The following is a 15,603-nucleotide window of genomic DNA, read 5'->3' as shown; positions in this document are numbered from 1 at the left end:
AGAAAACTGGCGGAGGGAAACGATTTGACAGAAAGTGACGCGCCTTGCTGTGTTTTTGGTCAGTTGGTGGCGGGGAGACAAACAAAAGGGGATGCCGTGGCATCCCCTTTTCGCATCATCTGAACGGAGTCAGATTACTTCTGAACTTCTTGTACGCCGGATACGCGAACTTCAACGCGACGGTCCGGAGCCAGGCAGGAGATCAGCTGAGCTTTGGCTTTCACGCCGTTGCACTTGGTGCCGGTGACTGGGTTGGCTTCGCCACGACCTTCAACAGCAACCTTGCTGGCGGCCATGCCTTTGCTGACCAGGAAGTTGGCAACAGTGCGAGCGCGGGCTTCGGACAGCTTCTGGTTGTAAGCGTCGGAACCGATGCGGTCGGTGTAACCAACGACAACAGCGTTGCCATCTTTCGGCTGGAATTCAACGATTTGCTGGTACAGACCGTTCAGGGCAGCAACGCCTTCCGGCTTCAGGCTGTCTTTGCCAAAGGCAAACAGCACGTCGGAGTTCAGGGCGAAGTTCTTCTCGACAACCTGCGGAGCCGGAGCCGGAGCTTCTTCAACAACCGGGGCCGGAGCCGGGGCTACGTAGGAAGTGCGGAACGGGTGGTATACGGCTTCCAGGGTCGCAACGCTCTGGTTGGACTTGTAGCGTACGTCGTCCGGGGCATCGCCTGCGTGCAGGTCAGCCACGTCCCACATGTAGCGGTAACGAGCTTGCAGATCCAGCGCGTCGTTAACCTTGTAGGTCACGCCCAGGCCGGCCAGCGGGGATACTTTGGTGTCGCTGGTGCCCAGACCGTCGGTGTGAGCCCAGTAGGCGCCGCCTTCAGCGAAAGCAGAGAAGTCGCCGCCCAGCGGCAGACGAGCGATACCGGACAGGGTGGCGCCCTGGTTCTCGTAACGCAGACCGTCGGTGTTGCCGCGGCCAGCGTACTGGTAGCCGAACTCGGTACCGAAGTTTTCGGTGAAGTTGTAACCGACGAAGGCGTTGGCAGCAGCAGCGTCTTCAGTACCAGCGTAACCGCCACCACCGATCTTGTTCAGACCGTTGAAGTGGGCAGCACCGGCACCGGCACCGAAGTAGATGTCGTCAGCGGCGTGAGCTGCAGTTGCACCCATGGCAGCCATGGCGATGGCGATCAGGGAAGGAGCCATTTTCATCATAAAAAAATCCTCGTTGAGATGGCACGTTGTTCACGTGCTTCGCACTTTTTAATTTATGTAAGCTGCAGGCTCTGCCGAACAACAGCGTTGAGTCTGGCAGGGATCCCGGATCCATCCGGGAGGCACACATTCCTGGTGCACAAGCGAGCGGGTGGCAGCGTAAGCAATGCCTTCAACCCTTCACGAACAGCCGATGTCATTCCGATGACGTGGCGCACTCTATGCCGATTTCAAAACATGATCAAGCTCACACATAATCCATATGGCAAATTGTGTCGTGTGGATAACTGGCTGTTTATCCAAATTAATTAGTGATCCAAATAGGCTCGGTGCAGTCTCTTCTCGAGTTTCATATAGGCCTGAACCCAGTCAGATTGCGCCATGGCGGGAAATTCCCTCGCCTGGAACACGGCCAGGTAATCGGCCTCGGTTGCTTCGCACAGTAAGGGTGTAAAACTGCACAAAAAATGACGGGCCAGGTAGGGATCGAGCGGCCAGATGTTGAGGATGGCCCGCGCCACAGGCTGTACTGCAGCTGAACAGCAGAAATGCAGGTGGCCTGCTTCGAGCCAGTTGGCCATCTCGGCCAGCCCGTTGACGGGGACCAGGCCGCCATCGCCCGGCTCTTTGGCCAGTGCCAGGTGCAGACCATTACCAAGCAGCAGGGTTCCATTTTCCTGCATGACGCCATCGTGACTGCGCATTGGCAGCCCGGTTGCGGGCCGCTCAAGAAACAGGCTGCTCTTGTCATCGAGCGCAGCCAAAACTGCTGCCGCCTGATCGTGCAGCGCGGCGGGCAACCAGAAGGCCTCGGTACGAGTCTGCTGGCCTTGCTGCAGTTGACGAGCGAGTTCTGCGGAGGTGGTGACAGGGTGTAAACAGGAGATTATGCCGGGAAGCGCCATGAGTTCTTACTCTTAAGGGATAGCCGGCGAATTATACGAGTTATTCCTGTGGCAACAATAAAGGTTTCTTTTCGAGACTGTTTACCTGAGGCGGTTGAGCGATTACCATCCCCGATGTTTGCAAGGGTTGTCGTCGAAAGACGCTGATTAAAGATAGAGGCTCGACCATAACGAGTCCGTTCAAAACTGATACACTTGACTACGAGTCGTCGCGAAAAATAAAGGTGGAGTCAATCCGCCGTACGGAGTATGGAACACATGAATTCAAATATCGTAACTGTTGGCAAGAAGATCCGTCAGATCCGTGAAGCGGTCGGCCTGAGCCGTCCCAAGTTTGCAGATCTGCTGGGCGTTCCCCCGACCACCCTGAAGAACTACGAACTGGGTTATCGTGAAGTTGGTGGCGCCTTCCTGGTGGCCCTGGCTCATCACCCGGAACTGCACAAGTTCACCCTCTGGCTGCTGGCTGACAAAAAAGTCGCCGAAATCGGTCAGATCGGCCCGGACGATATTGCCAAGGCTTGATTTGATTGAGCTTTGACAAAAATGCCGCCATCGAGGCGGCATTTTTTTATCCATCAAATAACCCACGAAATTAATTAAATTTGGCTAATTGTGCTCTCACCAAGGCTTTTCACGAAAATACCTTGGCAAGCCGGATTAATCCTCAGAAAATTCTGACCGCTAAAATTAGCGGTATCCCTCGCATGATGCGCACAGTGAGACAAGCATGAGTCAAATCACCCCCAAGGCCAGAGATGGCTTTACCAGCAAATTCGGCGTCCTTGCCGCCACCCTGGGCTCAGCCGTCGGGCTGGGAAATATCTGGAAGTTTCCCTACCTGACGGGCGAAAACGGCGGCGCCGGTTTCCTGCTGGTCTATGTCATCGCGACGCTGCTGGTCGGCCTGCCGGTGATGATCTCCGAGATCATGCTGGGGCGCAAAGGCAAGTCCGATGCCGTCACCACCCTCAGCAAGCTGGCTCCCAAGGGGCAGCCCTGGTGGTTGATTGCGGCCATGGGTGTATTGGCCGCCTTCCTTATCATGTCTTTCTATTCCGAAGTGGCGGCCTGGGTCTTTGCCTACATCTTCAAGGCCGTTGACGGCTCCATCCTGTCGACCGATCCCAAGGTGACCGGGGCGGCCTTCGGGGCGCTGATAAGCGACCCGCTGCAGAGCCTGCTCTGGCAGTGGCTGGTGCTGGCCCTGATGGGCGGCATACTGCTGATGGGGGTCTCCAAGGGGATCGAGGCGGTGACCAAGAAGCTGATGCCGGTACTCTTCATCCTGCTGCTCGTTATCGGCATCCGCAGTCTGACCCTGCCGGGTGCGAGCCAGGGGCTGCATTTTCTGTTCTCACCGGATTTTTCCAAGATAACGGCCGGGGTAGTGCTGACCGCCATGGGGCTGGCCTTCTTCAAGCTCTCCATCGGCATGGGCTGCATGATGACCTATGGCAGCTACTTTCGGGATGATCAGAACATCCCGCTAACAACTTTCCGGGTGATGTGCGCCGACCTGTTCGTCTCCATGCTGGCCGGCATCGCTATCTTCCCGGCGGTATTCGCCTTCGGTTTTGAGCCCACCGCCGGTCCCTCCCTGCTGTTCATCACCATTCCGGCGGTCTTCGCCAGCATTCCGTTCGGCCACCTGTTCATGGTGCTGTTCTTCGTGCTCTCCGCCATCGCCGCCACCGGCGCCATGCTCTCGATTCTGGAAGTGCCGGTCTCGGTGGTGTCAGAACGATTTGGCATGAGCCGCCCCAAGGCGACCCTGCTCAACCTGCTGGTGCTGGGGGCGGTGGGGTCGACCTGCGCGCTCTCCAACAGCTCGCTGGCGGACGTTCATATTGCCGGAAAGACCTTCTTCGACCTGTTCGATTTCGTCTCCTCCAACGTATTGATGCCTCTTGGCGGCATCTTCCTCTGCCTGTTCGTGGGCTGGGTGTGGGGCTTTGAGCGAATGAAGGAGGCGCTGACCAACGGCGGCGAGCTGGAGCTGGCGATCCTCAAGCCGCTGTTCTTCATCATCCGTTACGTGTCGCCGCTGCTGATCCTGATCGTGATGCTCAAAGGGTTGGGGCTGTTCTAGCCAGCCGTGCTGGGTTCACCGTTCCCACAGCAAAAGAGCGCCGCAAGGCGCTCTTTTTATTGGGGATGTCCCGTCTTGCAGATGGTGAACCGCGCTAGAGCACACCGAGGCGGCCGAGCTCATCCTTGAGCTGGTCGAGGTTGCGCTCGACGCAGGCCTCGCCCTCGTTGATGGCGTCGCTGGCGCGGTGAAAATCCATGATGGAGAAGCTGCCAAGGCGCGGGCAGAGCTGGATCTCGGGCGGGTCGCCTGCCATCCGGGCGCGGGTGATGCGCTCCTGCATGATGTTGATGGAGCCGGTCATCACGCTCCACATGCCCGGCGTGTTGGGGCTGTCGCCCCGGTTGAACCACTGGCTGAAGCGGTTGCCGCCGCTCGGTTCATCCGGCTCGTCAGTCCAGGGCTGGTGCATGTCGGCGTTGAGGTTGACGGCGATCACCACCTCGGCCCCCATGGCGCGGGCCAGCGAGATGGGCACCGGGTTGACCACGGCGCCGTCCACCAGCCAGCGATCTTCGACCCGGGTCGGGGTCAGGATGCCGGGCATGCCGCAGGAGGCGCGCACGCACTGGCGCAGCGGCCCCTGCTGCAGCCAGATCTCGCGGCCGGTATCGAGCTCGGTGGCGACGCAGGCAAAGGGCAGCGGCAGCGTTTCTATGGCGGGATCGCCTAGGTGGTTGGCGGCGATGCCGAACACCTTCTCGCCGCGAAACAGGCCGCCGGAGAGGGCAGGATCGAGCAGGCTGACCACCTGCAAGCGGCTGAAGCCGCGTACCCAGCTCTCCAGCTTGTCCAGTTCACCGGCGGCATAGGCGGCGCCGACAAAGCTGCCGATGGAGCAACCCGCCACCAGATCCGGTTTGACGCCGAGCCGCTCCAGCGCCCGTATGATGCCGATGTGTGCCCATCCACGGGCTGCGCCGCTGCCAAGAGCCAGTCCCACACGGGGTTTTCGTGCCACTTTGTCTCTCCAGGAGTGAGTGAGAAAGCCAGCTTACCCGCAGTTGCCGGCGCCGTCATCCTGCCAGCGTTCGCTGCGATTGCGACCGTTGGCCTTGGCCTGGTAGAGCGCCACGTCGGCCCGCCGAATGGCCTCCTGCAACTGGGTATCGGTAGTGCTGTGGTGGTAACCCAGGCTGACGGTCACCGCCAGGGCCGGCGCCAGCTCCTGCCAGGGGTGGCGGGCGATGCGCAGACGCAGCTGCTCGGCCAGCTGGTCGAGTGGTTCGCCCCCTTTGGCCGCCAGCAGCAGAAACTCCTCGCCGCCCCAGCGGATCAGGGCGTCTTCCCGCCGTAGGTGCTGTTGGCACAGGCGCACCAGCTGGATCAGCACCTGATCGCCCACCTCGTGGCCAAAACGGTCGTTGACCTGCTTGAAGTGATCGCAGTCGAACATGATCACCCCGATGCTGCCCCCGCGCTGCTGATGGCGGCGCTCGAACTCGTCGAAGTAGTGGCGGTTGAAGGCGCCGGTCAGGGCATCGTGGCGAGAGAGATAGTCCAGCTGCCGGTTCAGGCGGCGGGACTTGAGATTGGCGAGTACGGCCCAGGCCATGAAGAACAGGGCGATCAGGGTCGGGGCGGACTGGCAGAGCAGGGCCCACAGCAGGGAGGGCAGGGGGATGCGGTGGAGCAGGGTGAGCTCGGTGTCAGGAATGGCGTATTGGAATTGAAACGCCCCCTGCTGCCAGTGGTAGCCATCCCGAGCCGTTGACGGCTTTGGGACGAAGTCGACCTCCTGATTGCTGCTGGCGAGGATCTGCTGATGCTGGTTGACCAGAAACAGGGTACCGATACCTGGAGTGGATTCGCGCAGCAGCTGCTCCAGCCGGGAGAGCAGCACGTCGATGCTGATGACGCCCACCAGCACCTGATCCTTCACGATGGGCTGTGACAGGGTGATCATCTGCCCCGCGCCGGCAAAGTCCTCGTAGGGGCGCGAGACGGTGGCGTGCAGGCTCTTCTCCTTCTGCTTGAGGGCATCCTGCCAATAGGACTTGAGATAGATGTTGCGCCGAAAGTGAAACTGGCTGGCGGGAACCCAGGGGTAGAGATAGACGAAGTCATCGACCCCGGTGAAGTAGAGCCAGCCGACCTTGTCCCCCAGCAGCTTGCTGGCGGTGGAGAGCAGGGGGGAGAGGCTCAGCGCCAGGTGCAACCTGGCGGCGCGCTGGCTGCCGGGGGCCGGCAGCGGCCCCAGTCCGGTCAGGTTGCCGCTCAGCCCTTTGGGCAGGTTGGCGGGCACCTTATCCAGCGCAAAGCCTTGGTCGCCATTCTTCTGCAGGGCGCCATAGAGCTGCTGGGTGAGGGCGGATTGCGGGTTGCTGCGCAGCCGCTCCTCTGCCTGACCGCGCATCGCCTCGAGAAAGGTTTCCATCTGCTGAAACTGGGATTTCAGACGGGAAGCGGTGCTGAGGGTATCGCTCTGATAATGGTCGGTGACCTGGGTCAGGGTTAGCTTGAGAGTGATGGCCAGCAGCAGGGCAACGAAGGCACAGAGCAGCCATTGCAGACGATAGGTAACAAAATGAGATCTGGGTTCAGGCATAGGCGTTAGGCGGGATCCGGACAGGTTCGGAGCATCAGTTTAGGGCACAATCGTGAAGCCCGTCTTCTGCTACTGCTATTTCAATCAAATATCGCCGTTTCTGTTACGTTTTGTCACATTTATACATAGTCACGGCATAGTCAGGGGGTAACATGGTGACCATCATTGATGAAGTGCCCTCTTTTCTCTTAATTTCATGGATTGCTTGATGAAAATGCGTATATGGCTGGTGCTTGCCTGCCTCTCTCTGCTGATTTCCGCCGGCTGGTATTACCGCCACTCCGCCCCTGCCGGCAAACCCCAGCCACGTCAGGTCAACATCAGGGCGCAGACGGTCAGCCAGAGCCTGGCCGAGCCCTCCATCAAGCTGGTGAGCAAGCTGGCCGCCAACCGCTCCGTGGTGATAAGCCCGGAGGTGACCGGCCGCATCGTCAAGATTGCGGTGCGCTCCGGCCAGCAGGTCAAGCAGGGGGATGTGCTGATCGCCCTCGACGCCGGCAAGCAGCAGGCGGAGCTGGCCGAGCAGAGCGCCAGCGTGCGCGACGAGAGCCGCAAGCTGCGGGACATGCGCCGGCTGGTGGCGCGTGGCGCCATCACCACCTCCGAGCTGGAGGGGCAGGAGGCCACGGTCGCCCAGGCTCAGGCCCGCGCCGATGCCGCCAAGTACGAGCTCTCCCTGCGCACCCTGCTGGCGCCGTTCGATGGTTCGGTCAGCCTCATCGATCTGAGCGAAGGGGCTCTGGTCAACAGCGGCGATACCCTGCTCCACCTGGACGAGCTGGCCAGGCTGCGGCTCGATCTGGCGGTGCCTGAGCGCTACCTCTCGCTGCTGCGCCCCGGCATGGCGGTGACGGCGACCAGTTCGGCCTGGCCGGATCAATCTTTCCGCGGCGTGCTGGAGACGCTGGACAGCCGCGTCTCCAACGATACCCAGAACATCAAGGCGCGGGTGATCATCCCCAATCCTGACGGCCAGCTGCGCCCCGGCATGTTGCTCAACGTCGAGCTCTCCCTGCCGCCACAGAAGATGACCCTGATCCCGGCCCAGTCGGTGGAATATGCCGGCGAGCAGCGCTTCGTCTATCGTCTCGAACCCAATGGCAAGGTCAAGCGGGTGCCGGTGGTGCTGGGGGATACCCATGGCGAAGAGGTGTGGGTGACCGAAGGGCTCAAGGTGGGCGATCGCATCGTGGTCGAGGGGCTGGTCAACCTGCGTGATGGCGTCAGCGTGCACGATCTGGCGGAGGTCAAAGGCTGATGTGGCTCTCCGATATTTCTGTCCGCCGCCCGCTGGTGGCGGTGGTGCTGAGCGCGCTGCTCACCGTGTTCGGTCTGGTGGCGTTTTCCAAGCTGACGGTGCGGGAGATGCCGGACGTGCAGACTCCGTCCGTCTCCATCACCACCATGTACGAGGGGGCCGCTCCCGCCGTCATGGAGAGTCAGGTCACCAAGCCCATCGAGGATCAGCTCTCCGGCATCAGCGGCATCAAGAACATCAACTCGGTGACCCGCAAGGGGCGCTCTGTCATCACGGTGGAGTTCAAGCTCGGCTGGAACATGGTGGAGGGGATCTCCGATGTGCGCGACGCCATCTCCCGCGCCCGCCCCAAGCTGCCGGACGAGGTGGATGAACCCCTGGTCACCAAGGACAACGGCAACGGCGACGTGGCGGTCTGGCTCAACTTCAGCAGCACCCAGATGGACCGCACCGCCATGACCGACTACGCCAACCGGGTACTGGTTGATCCCCTGAGCCTGGTGGACGGGGTGAGCGAGGTGTCGCTCTCCGGCGATCTGACCCAGGTGATGTACGTGCGACTGCGCCCAGCCGACATGGCGGCGCGCGGCGTCACGGTGGCGGATGTGCAGGACGCCCTCAAGCGCGAGAACATCGAGCTGCCGGGCGGCGAGATCCGCAACAACAGCATGACCATGGCGGTGCAGATCGCCCGGCTCTACCACACCGCCGCCGATTTCCAGGCGCTGCAGGTGCGCACTGCCACCAACGGCCAGAGCATCTATTTGGCCGACATCGCCGATGTGGAGGTCGGGGCCAAGAACGAAGACAGCGCCTACCAGCGCAACGGTCGCGAGAGCTTGGGGATAGGCATCGTCGCCCAGTCCACCGCCAACCCGCTGGCAGTGGCGCAGGGGGTCGAGAAGAAGATGGCCGAGATGCAGCGCTTCCTGCCGGAGGGGGCGACCCTGGAGGTCGATTACGACTCCACCATCTTCATCAAGCAGGCCATCGACGAGGTGTACGAGACCCTGGCCATCTGCGCCGTGCTGGTGGTGGCCGTGCTCTACCTGTTCCTGGGGCAGGGGCGCACCACCCTCATTCCGGCCATCACTGTGCCGGTCTCCCTTATCTCCGCCTTTATCGGCGCCTGGTATCTCGGCTTTTCCATCAACCTCATCACCTTGCTGGCGCTCATTCTCGCCATCGGCCTGGTGGTGGATGACGCCATCGTGGTGGTGGAGAACATTCACCACCATCTGCAGCGTGGTGAACCGCCCCTGCTGGCCGCCTGGCACGGCACCCGCGAGGTGGGCTTTGCGGTGATCGCCACCACTGCCGTGCTGGTGATGGTGTTCGTGCCCATTGCCTTCATGGATGGCATGGTGGGCCGGCTCTTTACCGAATTCGCCATCCTGCTGTCGCTGGCGGTGCTCTTCTCGTCACTGATCGCGCTCACCCTGACCCCGGCCATGGGCTCCTGGCTGATGCGCTCGGTGGATCGGCCCAACCGGCTGACGGCGGCGCTCGATCGTGGCCTCGGCTGGGTGGAGACCCACTACCGCCAGCTGCTCGGCTGGATGCTGCACCACTCGCGCTGGACCCCGCTGGTGCTGGTGCTCTGCCTTGGCGGCATCGGCGCCCTGTTTGCCCAGCTGCCCACCAGCCTGACCCCGACCGAGGATCGGGGCGTGCTCTACGTGTTCGTCAAGGGGGCCGAGGGCACCAGCATCGAGCGGATGAAGCGCAACATGCAGCAGGTGGAGGCGGCCATCATGCCGCTGCTCGGCAAGGGGGTGGTGCAGGCCATGAGCTTCAGCACCCCGGCCTTCGGCCGCGGGGGCGATCAGACCGGCATGGCCATCATCCAGCTCACCGACTGGGCCGAGCGGGATGAGACCGCCACCGAGTTCGCCAAGTCCCTGAGCGGGCGGCTGGCCGGCATTCCGGACGTGATGATCCGCACCTTCCAGCCGGGCTTTCGCGGTGGCTCCACCGCGGCGGTGCAGTTTGTACTGCAGGGCTCCGATTACGCCGAGCTCTATCAGCAGGGGCTGGCCCTGAAAGAGGCGGCAGCCCAGAGCGGTTTGATGGAGACGCCGGATCTCGACTATGCCGAGAAGACCCCGGAGCTGCAGGTGACCATAGAGCGGGATCGGGCCAACCAGCTCGGCATCCCGGTCTCCACCGTCGCGAGCTCCCTGCAGGCCCTGCTCGGCGGCATCAGCCAGACCACCTATGTGGACAGAGGGGAGGAGTACGACGTCTACCTGCGCGCCAACCAGCGCGACTTCAACGGCGTCTCCGACTTGAGCCGCATCTACCTCAAGGCGGCCAACGGCGAGATGGTGACCCTCTCGACCCTGGCTACCGTCAAGCAGGTGGCGAGCCCGCAGCGGCTCAACCACTACCAGCGTCAGAAGGCAGTGACCCTGACCGCGGATCTGGCGCCGGGCCACACCCTGGGCGAGGCGCTGGATTACCTCGACGGCTGGGCCAGCGCCAACCTGCCAAGCGGCATGACGGTGGATTATGCCGGCGAGTCCAAGGACTATCGCGACAACCAGGGCGAGATGGTGATGGTGTTCGCTCTGGCCCTGCTGGTGGTCTATCTGGTGCTGGTGGCCCAGTTCGAGAGCATGCTGACCCCGGCGGTGGTGATGGTGACGGTGCCGCTCGGCATCTTCGGCGGCCTGCTTGGCCTCTGGCTGACGGGGCAGGAGATGAGCATCTACAGCCAGATCGGCATGATCATGCTGATCGGCATGGTGACCAAGAACGGCATCTTGATCGTGGAGTTCATCAACCAGTTGCGCCAGCGCGGCGAGGGGTTCGACGAGGCCATCATAGCCGGCTCGGTGCGCCGTCTGCGCCCGATCCTGATGACCTCGCTCACCGCCATCATCGGGGCCGTGCCGCTGATGCTCTCCATGGGGGCGGGGTATGAAAGCCGGATGTCGGTGGGGACAGTGGTCTTCTTCGGGTTATCGCTCGCGACTCTGGTGACCCTGCTGCTGGTGCCCGCCATCTACCATCTGCTGGCCAAACGGGCCGGCATGACCGGGGCACGGGATCAGCTGGTGGACGAGGCGCTGGCGGCCAGCGAGGCCGCCTCGCAGCAGGACAAACCGGCGGCCTGATGCCTACACCCATATAGGTGAAAAGCACTGCAAGCTGATGGCATCCTCGGGTAAGCGGGTTAATATATAGCCAGTTTAACGTTGAGGTGAGCTATGTTGCCATCAGCAATTTATGAACCGCTGCCCTTTGCCTATATGGGCAGCGGTTTGCTGTTGTTGGGGATTGCCGATCAGCCGGGGCTGTTGCTGGCCGGGTTGGCATTCTATCTGGCCGGTTCGCTGGCCTGGTTTCGACGCGGCGCCTATCGCCGGCCCGACAAGCAGCAGCTGCGAAAGCAGGGCTGGCCGCTGTGGCTCTACGAGAGTCGGCCGTTCGCGCTGATCCTGCTGGGCCTGCTGATGTTGCGTCTGGCCACCCACCCGGTGTTCCTGGCGCCCGCCCTGGTCTGGTGCCTGCTGGGTGGTTATCAGCTGCTGCAGCGCCACTACAACCGCATCGTGCTGGCCCGCGTCCTGGCCTGAGCCGACAATCAACCCGCACTTTTCAGGCGAGCCCCGCTGGCTCGCCTTTTCCGCATCTATCGTAGGGGCAAAAAGCCGTCGCCCCCGCCTTGCTCTGCCGGTATAATGCGCGACCCGAATTGTTCCAGGTGGTCAAAATGCAGCCGGTTACCAACCTCTTCTCCTATCCCCGTTACTGGGCCGAGTGCTACGGCACGGCGCCCTTCCTGCCCATGTCCCGCGCGGAGATGGACAAGCTCGGCTGGGACAGCTGCGACATCGTGCTGGTGACAGGCGACGCCTATGTGGATCACCCGAGCTTCGGCATGGCGGTGATCGGCCGCATGCTCGAATCCCAGGGTTTTCGGGTCGGCATCATCGCCCAGCCGGACTGGTCATCGAAGGATGACTTCATGCGCCTGGGCAAGCCGAACCTCTTCTACGGGGTGACCGCGGGCAACATGGACTCCATGATCAACCGCTACACCGCTGACAAGAAGCTGCGCCACGACGATGCCTACACCCCGGGGGACGTGGGCGGCAAGCGGCCGGACCGCGCCACCCTGGTCTACACCCAGCGCTGCAAAGAGGCCTATAAAGAGGTGCCGGTGGTCATCGGTGGCATCGAGGCATCCCTGCGCCGCATCGCCCACTACGACTACTGGTCCGAGACCATCCGTCGCTCCATCCTGATCGACGCCAAGGCCGACATCCTCATCTACGGCAACGCCGAGCGGCCGTTGATCGAGGTGGCTCACCGCATCGCAGGCGGTGAGACCATCGACACCATGCAGGACATTCGCGGCACTGCGGTGATCCGCAAGGAGCCGCTGCCGGGCTGGCGCGGGGTGGATTCGAGCAAGCTCGACCAGATTGGCCGCATCGATCCCATCCCCAACCCCTATATGGAAGGGGCCCCCTGCTCCGATGACGAGGGCACTGCGCCGGTGGAGCAGGAGGCCAAGCCCATCCTGGTACAACCCCCTAAGCAAAAGCCGTGGGAGCAAACCTACGTCAAGCTGCCGGCATTCGAGCGGGTGAAGGAAGACAAGGTGCTCTACGCCCATGCCTCGCGCATCCTGCACCACGAGACCAACCCGGGCTGCGCCCGCGCCCTGTCGCAGGCCCACGGCGATCGCATCATCTGGGTCAACCCGCCCGCCTTCCCGCTCGAAACCGACGAGATGGACGGGGTGTTCGGCCTGCCGTACCAGCGAGTGCCGCACCCGGCCTATGGCAACGAGAAGATCCCGGCTTACGACATGATCAAGACCTCGGTCAACATCATGCGCGGCTGCTTCGGCGGCTGCTCCTTCTGCTCCATCACCGAGCACGAGGGACGCATCATCCAGAGCCGCTCGGAAGAGTCGATCTTGAAAGAAATCGAAGAGATCCGCGACAAGGTGCCGGGCTTTACCGGCGTTATCTCGGATCTGGGCGGCCCCACCGCCAACATGTACAAGCTGCGCTGCAAGAGCCCCAAGGCCGAGCAGACCTGTCGGCGCGCCTCCTGCGTCTGGCCGACCATCTGCCCGCACATGGACACCGACCACAGCCCGACCATCAACCTCTATCGCAAGGCGCGCGACCTCAAGGGCATCAAGAAGATCCTGATCGCCTCTGGCGTGCGTTACGACATCGCGGTGGAAGATCCGCGCTACATCAAGGAACTGGCCAAGTACCACGTCGGCGGCTACCTCAAGATCGCGCCGGAACACACCGAGGAGGGCCCGCTCTCCAAGATGATGAAGCCGGGCATGGGCAGCTACTACAGCTTCAAGGAGCTGTTTGACAAGTATTCCAAAGAGGCGGGCAAGCAGCAGTACCTGATCCCCTACTTCATCTCGGCCCACCCGGGCACCACGGATGAAGACATGGTGAACATGGCGCTCTGGATCAAGTCCAACCGCTTCAAGCTCGATCAGGTGCAGAACTTCTACCCGTCGCCGCTCGCCAACGCCACCACCATGTATTACACCGAGAAAAACCCGCTCAACAAGGTGAGCCGCCAGGGCGGGGACGTGTTCGTGGTGAAAGGGGAGCGTCGCCGTCGCCTGCACAAGGCGCTGCTGCGCTATCACGATCCGGCCGGCTGGCCGATGATCCGCGAAGCCCTGCTGGAGATGGGCAAGGGCCACCTGATCGGCAACGGCCCCGACTGCCTGGTGCCGCCGGAAGGCCGTGGCGAAGCCAAGGCCGAGCGCAGCCGCAGCAAGGGCCTGAAACCTGCCCTGACCCGCCACAGCAACATAGTTCACCAGCGTGGCAATGGGGTGGGCAACAAGGCGGCTGGCGGTAAGGGAGCTTCTGCTGCCGGTAAAGGCGCGGCACAGGGCGGCAAGGCGGGCAATGGCAAACCGGTCGGTAGCCAGTTTGGTAAAGGGGCTGGCGCTAGCGGCAAACCCTCAGCCCAAGGCGCAGGTCAGGGCAAGCCCGCAGGGCAGAGTAAACCTGCTCAGAATGGCAAGGCTCCCAGCCGTGCTGGCACAGCCAAACCGGCCGCTCAGGGTGGTAAGCCTGCCGCTAAAGGCGGGGCAGCCAAGCGACCGGCTCGGTGAAATTCCTGATTGGAAAGTGATTAAAATAAAAAGGCGACCGGATGGTCGCTTTTTTTAGTTGTATTTTTTTAATACTTCAGTATGTATCAGTTTTATACAGGCAGGCTCTTTACCTGCTTGTAAGACAATAATAGGCCCAGAGAATGTTAATGTGTTCAAAACTAGTTTTTGGAATAGATTCAAACATGAGGATACTTTTTCATGTTCTAATCTTTCGTTGGCTAGATTGGTTTCTTTAACCTTGGGATGAGCACTGGCATTACGAAGTTCTTGCCACAATTTTTTATCAGAGTTCGCAATCACTCCTTTTTCAATTAATTTACCTAAAGCTTTAGCTGCTGTAATGTTTTCCCAGTAGCTAACACTGCTCAGAAGTCTGCTGCGTTGGTCTTCGGTTAAATGGAGGGTATTAATTTGCTGCTTTACTTTTTCTATTTCACAATTTAGCCCTGTATTTTTATCATTAAGTTTGAATGCTGGAATATAGATGTCATTTAAAAGACCTTCGATAGCTACCGACAAAGTCAGCATCATAATGCTATTTTTCGATTGAAATGAGAACCATACCCTCTCCCACTGTGAGTAGATACTTTCAAAGTGCTTGGGGTTATTTTTATATAGGGCTATGATTCCTTCTAGCAGCTTGTAGTGATAAAGAGAGTTTCTATAATTTTCACCAGCAACATTCGCTACCATTGGGCTAGATGCCCGTTGGCGCGTTTGGGCTTTATTTATACTGGAAATGGTTTCTTGTTGACTTGTTCCCATGCGCTTTAGTACATAAACAAACTGAGGCATGGATGCGCTAGAAAACCCGATATAGAATTTCAAACATAACAGTAGTACTTCAGGTTCAAAAGACCCGGTAATACATACTTCTGTATAACCCGACTTTTTAACCATCGATATTGAGTAACCTTCCATATCTAGTACTGTCTGGTTCCAACTGTGTGATTCACTACCTAGACTAGACACCACAGAATTAGATTTATTTGCTGGTATATTGAAGTTTTCTGAAAATTCAAAGTACAAGTAGCCATTATCTGCTGACTCATGTTGTTCAGTTGTTGAGTAAGAGAGAATAGATGATAGAAATATATAGTAATGAGCTGGTGGGCATGATGAATTAAAATTTATTTGAATGGAAAATCCATCTGACAGATATATACATCCATCTATTGTTTGAGCGCGAAGATATAAAGTCTGCTCATCATTTAATGGGTCTTTAGGCAGTTGCTCATTAAAAAAAGCATCTGGTACGCGTTCACTGGTAGTACAAATAAACTCCATGTAGATCGTTCCGACACTGTTTATTTTAATCGTGCCGTGCCCCGACATCTTTAGACCATTATCCATTTGTTGAAACACTTCTACCTGGACACAATGTAGAACCAAATCACCAGTACGAAGCAGTTCAATCTGACTACCTATTGTCATATAAATACCAACCACTCGATCATTCTGAAAACACCAGCAGCAAAAAATAATAAGGAAAAACAGGGGCATTCACCCT

The 15,603-nt window shown here is 59.8% G+C and carries 11 protein-coding genes; 6 read left to right on the top strand and 5 right to left on the bottom strand.

The window, feature by feature from the left end:
• Positions 1-134 precede the first annotated feature (134 nt).
• Together OKC44_RS02630 and OKC44_RS02625 are read right to left on the bottom strand one after the other, a co-directional pair.
• Complete coding sequence (locus OKC44_RS02630) at positions 135-1,169, bottom strand: OmpA family protein (protein ID WP_011705194.1); 1,035 nt, start codon at positions 1,167-1,169, stop codon at positions 135-137.
• A 308-nt stretch (positions 1,170-1,477) separates the two neighbouring features.
• Positions 1,478-2,074 (bottom strand): hypothetical protein, encoded by a 597-nt coding sequence (locus OKC44_RS02625; RefSeq protein WP_073349322.1) that lies wholly within the window; start codon positions 2,072-2,074, stop codon positions 1,478-1,480.
• Positions 2,075-2,332: 258 nt separating this feature from the next.
• Between OKC44_RS02625 and OKC44_RS02620 the strand changes: the two genes are divergently transcribed.
• Both OKC44_RS02620 and OKC44_RS02615 read left to right on the top strand, forming a co-directional pair.
• Complete coding sequence (locus tag OKC44_RS02620) at positions 2,333-2,599, top strand: helix-turn-helix domain-containing protein (protein ID WP_005298604.1); 267 nt, start codon at positions 2,333-2,335, stop codon at positions 2,597-2,599.
• Positions 2,600-2,804: 205 nt separating this feature from the next.
• Positions 2,805-4,166, top strand: coding sequence for a sodium-dependent transporter (locus OKC44_RS02615; protein WP_011705197.1), 1,362 nt, complete (start codon positions 2,805-2,807; stop codon positions 4,164-4,166).
• Between the two features lie 94 nt (positions 4,167-4,260).
• On the opposite strand, the gene OKC44_RS02610 is transcribed toward OKC44_RS02615, so the two are convergent.
• Both OKC44_RS02610 and OKC44_RS02605 read right to left on the bottom strand, forming a co-directional pair.
• Complete coding sequence (locus tag OKC44_RS02610; protein ID WP_011705198.1) at positions 4,261-5,127, bottom strand: patatin-like phospholipase family protein; 867 nt, start codon at positions 5,125-5,127, stop codon at positions 4,261-4,263.
• Between the two features lie 33 nt (positions 5,128-5,160).
• Positions 5,161-6,714 carry a sensor domain-containing diguanylate cyclase gene (locus tag OKC44_RS02605; protein WP_270810880.1) on the bottom strand — a complete coding sequence of 518 codons (1,554 nt, stop codon included), beginning with the start codon at positions 6,712-6,714 and terminating at the stop codon, positions 5,161-5,163.
• Between the two features lie 208 nt (positions 6,715-6,922).
• On the opposite strand from OKC44_RS02605, the gene OKC44_RS02600 reads away from it, so the two are divergent.
• The 4 genes from OKC44_RS02600 (at position 6,923) to OKC44_RS02585 (ending at position 14,090) form a co-directional block, all read left to right on the top strand.
• Positions 6,923-7,972 carry an efflux RND transporter periplasmic adaptor subunit gene (locus OKC44_RS02600; protein ID WP_164470736.1) on the top strand — a complete coding sequence of 350 codons (1,050 nt, stop codon included), beginning with the start codon at positions 6,923-6,925 and terminating at the stop codon, positions 7,970-7,972.
• A complete protein-coding gene (locus tag OKC44_RS02595; RefSeq protein WP_270810877.1) occupies positions 7,972-11,091 on the top strand; it encodes an efflux RND transporter permease subunit in 3,120 nt (1,039 codons plus the stop codon). The genes OKC44_RS02600 and OKC44_RS02595 overlap by 1 nt, the downstream gene beginning before the upstream one ends.
• A 93-nt stretch (positions 11,092-11,184) precedes the next feature.
• Entirely contained in the window at positions 11,185-11,553 is a 369-nt protein-coding gene (locus OKC44_RS02590) for a hypothetical protein (RefSeq protein WP_011705202.1), read from the top strand.
• 137 nt (positions 11,554-11,690) lie between these two features.
• On the top strand, positions 11,691-14,090 hold the full coding sequence (locus OKC44_RS02585) for a YgiQ family radical SAM protein (protein WP_270810876.1): 2,400 nt from the start codon (positions 11,691-11,693) through the stop codon (positions 14,088-14,090).
• 54 nt (positions 14,091-14,144) lie between these two features.
• On the opposite strand, the gene OKC44_RS02580 is transcribed toward OKC44_RS02585, so the two are convergent.
• Positions 14,145-15,542 carry a hypothetical protein gene (locus OKC44_RS02580; protein WP_270810873.1) on the bottom strand — a complete coding sequence of 466 codons (1,398 nt, stop codon included), beginning with the start codon at positions 15,540-15,542 and terminating at the stop codon, positions 14,145-14,147.
• Between the last annotated feature and the right edge of the window lie 61 nt (positions 15,543-15,603).

The organism is Aeromonas sp. S41-2 (assembly GCF_027705845.1).
In the GTDB taxonomy this organism is placed as follows: Bacteria; Pseudomonadota; Gammaproteobacteria; order Enterobacterales; family Aeromonadaceae; genus Aeromonas; species Aeromonas hydrophila.
This window is presented reverse-complemented; position numbering and strand designations above follow the sequence as displayed.